At 74.2% G+C, this 6,605-nt stretch carries 6 protein-coding genes; 3 read left to right on the top strand and 3 right to left on the bottom strand.

The window, feature by feature from the left end:
- Both F2B26_RS13750 and F2B26_RS13745 read right to left on the bottom strand, forming a co-directional pair.
- Nucleotides 1-871: SDR family oxidoreductase (locus tag F2B26_RS13750; protein WP_159810317.1), on the bottom strand; the 871-nt coding region annotated here is incomplete at its 3' end.
- An 11-nt stretch (nucleotides 872-882) separates the two neighbouring features.
- The gene (locus F2B26_RS13745) at nucleotides 883-2,433 is read right to left on the bottom strand and encodes a succinic semialdehyde dehydrogenase (protein WP_235929680.1); all 1,551 of its coding nucleotides are present in this window, start codon (nucleotides 2,431-2,433) and stop codon (nucleotides 883-885) included.
- Between the two features lie 55 nt (nucleotides 2,434-2,488).
- Here F2B26_RS13745 and F2B26_RS13740 point away from each other — a divergent pair, with 55 nt between their 5' ends.
- Nucleotides 2,489-3,070, top strand: coding sequence for a TetR family transcriptional regulator (locus F2B26_RS13740; protein WP_159810313.1), 582 nt, complete (start codon nucleotides 2,489-2,491; stop codon nucleotides 3,068-3,070).
- Between the two features lie 24 nt (nucleotides 3,071-3,094).
- On the opposite strand, the gene F2B26_RS13735 is transcribed toward F2B26_RS13740, so the two are convergent.
- Nucleotides 3,095-4,402, bottom strand: coding sequence for an alpha-amylase family glycosyl hydrolase (locus tag F2B26_RS13735; RefSeq protein WP_159810311.1), 1,308 nt, complete (start codon nucleotides 4,400-4,402; stop codon nucleotides 3,095-3,097).
- Nucleotides 4,403-4,469: 67 nt separating this feature from the next.
- Between F2B26_RS13735 and F2B26_RS13730 the strand changes: the two genes are divergently transcribed.
- Together F2B26_RS13730 and F2B26_RS13725 are read left to right on the top strand one after the other, a co-directional pair.
- Nucleotides 4,470-5,081, top strand: a complete 612-nt coding sequence (locus F2B26_RS13730; RefSeq protein WP_159810309.1) for a TetR/AcrR family transcriptional regulator — start codon at nucleotides 4,470-4,472, stop codon at nucleotides 5,079-5,081.
- Nucleotides 5,082-5,142: 61 nt separating this feature from the next.
- The gene (locus F2B26_RS13725) at nucleotides 5,143-6,324 is read left to right on the top strand and encodes a low temperature requirement protein A (protein ID WP_159810307.1); all 1,182 of its coding nucleotides are present in this window, start codon (nucleotides 5,143-5,145) and stop codon (nucleotides 6,322-6,324) included.
- Nucleotides 6,325-6,605 lie beyond the last annotated feature (281 nt).

The following is a 6,605-nucleotide window of genomic DNA, read 5'->3' as shown; positions in this document are numbered from 1 at the left end:
CCCGGTCACCAGCCCCGCTCCCGGCCGGCGCGCCCGCCCGGCCCGGGACGTCCCCGGCCCGGTCACCCGGCCGCCCGGTGAACCCGGCCATCGTCTGGTTCACCCCGAGCAGGTCGGCGACGGCGTCGAACGCGCGCACCGGCAGGGCGCGCAGCAGCGGGATGGTGCGGGCCAGCGGCGGCATGACGAGCAGCGCGCGACCCTTCTCCACCGAGTCCAGCACCTTGGTGGCCACGTGCCGCTCGTGCAGGATCGGCAGCAGCAGCGGCCACTTGGTGTGCACGCCGTCGAACATGCCGGTGTCGATGTAGTACGGGCAGACGACGAGCGAGTGCACCCCGGTCTGGTCCAGCCGCAGCTCGGCGCGCAGCGACTCGGCGAACCCGAACGCCGCGAACTTGCTGGCCGAGTAGTCGGTCTGCTGCGCCACGCCGACCAGGCCCGCCGCGCTGGACACCGTGACGACGGTGCCGCGGTGCCGGGCGACCATGCCGGGCAGGAACGCCCGCGTCACCCAGTACAGCGCGAGCGTGTTCACCTCGAAGGTGCGCCGGATCTCGGTCTCGGTCGCCTCGAGCAGCCGCTTGCCGGAGACCACGCCGGCGTTGTTGACCAGCACGTCGACCGGTCCGGTGGTCGCCGCGGCGGCGTTCACCGCCTCGACGTCGGTCACGTCGACCACGGCGTGCTCGGCCGAGCCGCCGCGGGCCCGGATCTCGTCGCGCACGGCCTGCGCCCGGGTGGCGTCCCGGTCCCAGACCACGACGGACGCGCCGCGTTCGGCGGCACCGAGCGCCATGAGCCGCCCGATGCCGTTGCCGCCGCCGGTGACGAGCACCCGTGCGCCGGACAGTGCGATGCCCTTGCCCATGTCGTGCCTCCTCAGCGGATCTTGTCGAGCACCGGCACGGCCCAGCGCATGAGCGCGTGGTACCGCGGTGCGGTGAGCGGGCCGGTCGGGTACATCCGCAGCAGACGGCCCTGCTCGGCGATGGTCTGCGGCTCGGTGTACTTGGTGATGCCCTCGCGCCCGTGCCGCCGGCCCAGGCCGGAGACGCCGAACCCGCCCATCGGCGCATCGTGCGAGGCCCACGCCGGGGCGTACCCGTCGTTGATGTTGACCGTGCCCGTGCGCAGCCGCTCGGCGACCCGGCGAGCGTGCGCCGGGCGGCCCCACACGCTCGAGTTGAGCCCGTAGTCGGTGTCGTTGGCGCGGGCGACGGCCTCGTCGTCGTCGGTCACGCGGTAGACGCTCACGACGGGCCCGAAGGTCTCCGTGCGGCAGACCGTCATGGTCTCGTCGACGCCTGCGAGCAGGGTCGGCTCGTAGAAGTACGGGCCGAGGTCGGGGCGGGCCCGGCCGCCGGCGAGCACCTGGGCGCCGTGCGCGACGGCGTCGTCGACGTGCGCGCTCACGGTCGCCAGCTGCGCGGCCGAGACGAGCGAGCCCATCTCGACGTCGTACCCGTAGGAGGCGCCCAGCCGCATGGCCCGGACCCGCTCGACGAGCGCCGGGACGAACTCGTCGTACACCGCGTCGGCCACGAGCAGCCGCTCGATCGAGATGCACAGCTGCCCGGAGTTGGAGAAGCAGGCGTTGGCCACGCCGTCGAGCGCGGCGGCCACGTCGACGTCGTCGAGCACGAGCAGCGCGTTCTTGCCGCCCAGCTCGGCGGAGCAGCCGATGAGGTTCGCCGCGGCGCGTTCGGCCACGTGCCGGCCGGTGGCGGTGGAGCCGGTGAACATCACGTAGTCGACGTGGTCGACGAGCGGGTCGCCGAGAGCCGCGCCCGGTCCGGTGACCACCTGGAACACGTCACGCGGCAGCCCGGCCTCGCGCAGCCAGGAGATCGCGAGCAGCGCCGTGAACGGCGTGGTCGAGTCGGGTTTGAGCACCACGGCGTTGCCGGCCAGCAGCGCGGGGATCGCATCGGAGACCGCGAGGGTGAGCGGGTAGTTCCACGGCGAGATGATCCCGACGACACCCTTGGGCACGTGCCGTTCGGTGACCTTCGTGACCAGCGGCACCACCCCGGCCCGACGACGCGGCCGCAGGTGCCCGGCGGCGTGCCGGGCGTAGTAGGCCGCGCACATGGCGGTGTCGGCGAGCTCCTCGAACGCCGAGAGCCGGGCCTTGCCGGTCTCGGCCTGGACCACGTCGAGCATCCGGTCCTGGCGGGACAGCAGCAGGTCGTGGAACCGGCGCACGATCGCGCGGCGCTCGGCCATCGGCCGCGCGGCCCAGGCCACCTGCGCGGTGCGGGCTCGTGCGATCGCGGCGAGCAGGTCGTCGACGTCGGCCACCGGGACCTCGCCGACGGGGCTGCCGTCGAACGGGCGGGCGATCGTCCTGGTCGGCCGGCCGGCCGCGGCCTCGGCATGGCGGACGAGACCGTCCAGGTCGAGCTCGGGTGCGGGGGTGCTGGTCGTCATCGCGAACCTCATTGATCGCCCGGTCAATACTGGCTCATGACAGTAGGCTCGCCCCATGGTCGGCCGCAAGATCGCCGAGGACGAGCGACGCCGCGCGATCCTCGATGCCGCCGGCGCCCAGGCCGGTGAGGTCGGGCTCGCCGCGCTCACCGTGCGCCAGGTCGCCGCACGCGCCCACGTGTCCCCCGGTCTCGTGTTCTTCCACTTCGGCTCGCGGGCCGAGCTGCTCACCGCGCTGCTCGACGACCTGCTCACCCGCACGCTCGACGCCGCCGAACCGGTGGAGCTGCGCGGCCGCCCGGCCTGGACCCGGCTCTCGTCGATGATCCGGACCGAGCTGCTCGGCCTGCCGGAGCAGCGCGCCCAGGTGGAGCTGCTCTTCGACTTCTCCTTCTCCAGCCGCGACCCTGCGCACCGCGCCGCCGTGAGCCGGGCGCTGGCCCGCTACCAGGCGGCGTTCCGGCCGGTGTGCGCCGAGGTGGTCGCCGGCAGCACGCTCGAGGGGGCCGCCCTGGCCGCCACCGTCGTCGCGCTGCTCCAGGGCGCTGCGATCCAGGTGATCCACGCCCCGGACACCTTCGACCCGGAGGCCCTCCTGGCCTCCCTCGCCGAGCTCGGCCCCCAGCCCCGGGGCTGACGCGAGCCCCGGAGCTGACCGGCGTCAGGCCGGGTAGCGGAACAGGGTGGCGCCGTCGGGGGTGCGGACCTCGGCCCGGGACGCGCCGCTCACGTCGAGCTCGACCACGAGGCCGTCGGCGCCGTCGGGTGAGGTCGGGGCGTACACGTACCGGGTGTTGGTGAGCTCGAGCGCACGCGTCGTGGCGTGCACCAGCCAGGGGTGCCGCCGACGCAGCCCGATGAGCTCCTGGTGCACGCGGTACATCCACTCGCCGTCGCCCAGCTCGGGCCGTGCGGGGAACTCGGGCCGGATCGCGTCGTCGCCGCCGAACCGCTCCTCCTTGACCCCGGTCCAGGCCAGCTCGTCACCGGCGTAGACGGTCGGCACCCCGGCGACGGTCGCGAGCACGACGAGCGCGAGCACCGCCCGCTCGGGCCCGACCTTGCTGGCGATCCGGGTGACGTCGTGGTTGCCGACGAAGGTGGTCGCGACGAACGGCAACGCACCGTGCAGGCCGAGCGCCCAGTCGAGCTCGAAGAAGTTGGCGTCGAGCAGCGAGCTCCACGTCGCCTTCCACAGCGGGTACTGGGTGAGCGAGTCGACCCCGGAGCCTGCGACGAACGCGGCCTGGTCGCCGTGGATGACCTCGGCGCTCACCCACACGTCGGGGTGCTGCGCGCGCACCCGCGGCAGCACGTCCGCCCAGAACCGCGTCGGCACGGCGTAGGCGGCGTCCAGCCGCCAGGCGTCGACGCCACGGTCGCACCAGTGGTTCATCACCTGTACGACGTAGTCGGCGACCTGCGGGTTCGCGTGGTTGAGCGCGACGAGCGACCCGTGCCCCTCGAACACCGCGGCGCGCGGGCCGCCGTCGGCCGCCCAGTCGATGGCGAACCAGTCGGCGTACCGGCTACCGGGGCCCTCGGCGAGGGCCCGGAGGTAGAACGGGTGGGTGTCGGCCACGTGGTTGAACACCCCGTCGAACGCGACCTTGATGCCGCGGGCGTGGCAGGCGGCGACGAGCGCGTCGAGGTCGCCGTCGTCACCGAGCCGAGGGTCGAGCCGCAGGTGGTCGAGGGTGTCGTAGCCGTGGGTCGCCGAGTCGAAGACGGGCCCGAGCAGCAGCCCGTTGGCACCGAGCCCGACGAGGTGGTCGAGCCAGCCGAGCAGCCGCGGCAGCCGGTGCACGACGGTGGGAGGTGCGGACTCGCCTGCGTGCACCGGGGTGTCGGCGGGAAGCCGGCCCTCCACCGGCTCGCCGGCCGCCCGCCGCTGGTCGGGGTGCACGGGCGCGCCGACGAACCCCAGCGGGTAGACCTGCCACCACACGACGTGCTCGCTCCAGCTCATCCCACTCCTAGTGAGTTTTCCTTACTAGCGTTAGTGAGCCTAGGTCACTAGCACTACCATCGGCAAGGTGAGCCGCACCGACCGCCAGCCCCGCCGCCGGCTCGACCCGGACGAACGCCGCGAGCAGATCCTGGCAGCCGCCGCCGACACCTTCGCCGACCGCCCCTACGCCCAGGTCACGGTCGCCGAGGTCGCCGCCGCCGCGCACGCCTCCGAGGCGCTCGTCTACAGGTACTTCCCCGGCAAGGCCGACCTCTACACCGCGCTCGTCGCCCGTGCCGTCGGCTCGCTCCTCGACCGCCAGCGCGCGGCGCTCGACGCGCTGGCCCCCGGCGCCCCCGTCCGCGACCGGCTGCGCGCCACGGCCCTCGTCTACCTCGACCACGTCGCCGCCCACCCGGTGGGCTGGTCCGCGCCGCTGCGCGGTGACGGCGGCGAACCCCCGGCCGCGGTCGACGCACGCCGCACCGCCCGGACCGACTACGTCGCCCGGCTGGGCGCCCTGCTCGCCGACCGGCACGACCTGCGCCACGACTACGCGGTCTGGGGCTACTTCGGGTTCCTCGACGCGGCCTGCCTGCGCTGGGTCGACCAAGGCTGCCCGGCAGAGCACCGCTGGTCGATCGTCGACGCCGCGCTCGGCGCGCTCGAGGGCGCCCTCGGCGACTGGGACGCCTGAGCCGGACCCTCCCCGGGGGCGCGACCGCGGGCCGGCCGGTAGCCTCCCGCGCGGAGGTTCCATGACGCCGACGCACGACCTGCTGCGGCCCCGCGGGCACGGCGCAGCCCCCGTGAGCCACGTCGAGCTCTTCTTCGACCTCGTCTTCGTCTTCGCCGTCACCCAGCTCTCCCACCTGCTCATCAGCCACCCCGGCGGGCACACGCTCGTCCAGACCGCCGTGCTCGGAGCCGCGGTCTGGGTGGTCTGGATCGACACCGCGTGGGTGACCAACTGGCTGGACCCGCAACGCGGGCCGGTGATGGCCGGGATGCTCACCGCCGCCGGTCTCAGCCTGCTGGTCGCCGCGGCGATCCCCGAGGCCTTCGGTGCGCGCGGCTGGCTGTTCGCCGTGCCCGTCGTCGTGATCCAGGTCGGCAGGTCCGCGCTCACCGCCTGGGCGATGGCCGGCCGGTGGCCCGAGAACTCGCGCAACTTCGTCCGCATCGGGATCTGGTCGGCGGCCGGCGCGGTGTTCTGGATCGCCGGTGCCGCGGTCGGCGGCGACGCCCGCCTGGTGCTCTGGGCGATGGCGGTGGCGATCGAGCTCGGCGGGTTCCGGGTCATGGTGTGGGTGCCCGGCCTTGGTCGATCGCGGGCCGAGACCTGGGACGTGCACCCCGAGCACCTGGCCGAACGCATCGGCCTGTTCGTCATCATCGCGCTCGGCGAGTCCGTCGTGGTGACCGGGGCGACGTTCGCCGGCGCCCCTCTCGACGCCGCGCGGATCGCGGCCTTCGCTGCCGCGTTCGCCAGCACGGTCCTGGCGTTCCTGCTCTTCTTCGAGCGGTCCCAGGGCCGTGCCGCGGAGTACTTCGCCGCGCAGGAGCACCCCGGGATGGTCGCCCAGACCGCGTACACCTATGTCCCTCTGCTGCTCGTGGCCGGGGTCGTCCTGCTCGCCGTCGCCGACGAGCTCGTCCTGCTGCACCCCCTGGGCCACGCCGAGCCGTGGACGGTGGGGCTCGTCTGCGGTGCGACGGGGCTGTACCTGCTCGCCAACGCGCTGCTGCGACGTGCCACCGGTGGCGGCTGGTCGTGGCCGCACCTGATCGGGGTCGTCGTCGTGCTCGCCGGGACGGCAGTCGGGGCGAGCACCAGCCCTCTGGCGCTCGCCTGGGCGACGAATGCCGTGATGCTCGCCGTGTACCTGGCCGACGGGTGGCGAGCGCGCAGCGAGCGCCTCGCAGGCTCGCGGGCATGAGCGTCATCTCGCACCTGACCGGCTCGCCCGACGGCGACGAGTCGCAGGCGCCGTCCCCGCCAGGCGGCTGGTTCGCCTACGAGCCGGGCTGAGGGTCGGAGCGTCGGACCGGTGGGTGTCGCCCCGAAATGAGGTCGCCCGCGCTCGGGCGCCGCTCCTAGCGTCGAGGCCATGCCCCACCCCGACCCTGACGAACACCCCGCCGCCCCCGCCCGGGTCGCGCGGGTCGACACCGGCGCGGTGCTCGTGGTCCCCGGGCCCGGCCCGCACGAGGAGCCGCG

It is taken from the genome of Cellulomonas citrea (assembly GCF_009829685.1).
GTDB lineage: Bacteria > Actinomycetota > Actinomycetes > Actinomycetales > Cellulomonadaceae > Cellulomonas > Cellulomonas citrea.
The sequence above is the reverse complement of the archived record's forward strand: the minus strand, read 5'-3'. Positions and strand labels throughout refer to the sequence as shown.